Source organism: Streptomyces lacrimifluminis, from assembly GCF_014646095.1.
Taxonomy (GTDB): domain Bacteria; phylum Actinomycetota; class Actinomycetes; order Streptomycetales; family Streptomycetaceae; genus Streptomyces; species Streptomyces lacrimifluminis.
In genome coordinates this window covers 1-759 of record NZ_BMMU01000117.1, presented here as the reverse complement: position 1 = coordinate 759, position 759 = coordinate 1, and the positions used below count along the sequence as shown (strand labels likewise).

Here is a 759-nt window from a genome sequence, read left to right as displayed (position 1 = left end):
TGGAGCCGATGCTGGCCGAGTTCCAGCAGATCGCCGACACACTCACCTACAACCCCCCAACCATCCCTGTGGTCTCTGATGTCACCGGAGAGCTGGCGACGGATGAGCTGCTCGGCTCCGGCGCGTATTGGGTGCGGCATGTGCGCGAAGCCGTGCGATTCGCCGACGTGATACGGCACTTGGAAGCGCAGGGCGTCACAACTTTTGTCGAGCTTGGTCCCGACGCCGCACTTAGCGGCATGGGACAGGGCTGTGTCCAGGACGACGAGATCGCCTTCGCTCCCGCGCTGCGCCGCGACCGCTCCGAGGAGCGCGAACTCATCTCCGCGCTGGCCCTAGTTCATGCCCGGGGTGCCGCGACCGTCGACTGGCGGGCGTTCTTCGCTCCGCAGGCGCTGAGCCGTGTCGATCTTCCGACGTATGCCTTCCAACGCGAGCGGTACTGGCTGGGGAGTGCCGGACGGCGTCCGGCAGATGAGGTTGCGCAGGGGGTGGATGGCTGGCGGTACCGGGTGGTGTGGCGTCCGGTTGCGGAGTCCGCCTCCTCGGCCGCGCTGTCCGGTACGTGGTTGCTGGTGGTCCCGGACGGTCATGTAGAGGACACGGCGGTGGCCGCAACCCGTGCTGCCCTGACCGGTTGGGGCGCACAGGTTCTGGAGGCCAATGTCCCCGCAATGCAGGCGGAACGCGCCCTGTATGCCGAGGCGTTGAGTGGTGTGGTCGGTGGGGTGGCTGATGTTGCCGGTGTGTTGTCGTTGG

The 759-nt window shown here is 67.1% G+C and carries 1 pseudogene; it reads left to right on the top strand.

The annotated features are described in order from the left end of the window. A pseudogene (locus IEY89_RS40180) lies at positions 1 to 759 on the top strand (type I polyketide synthase); the annotation flags it as partial.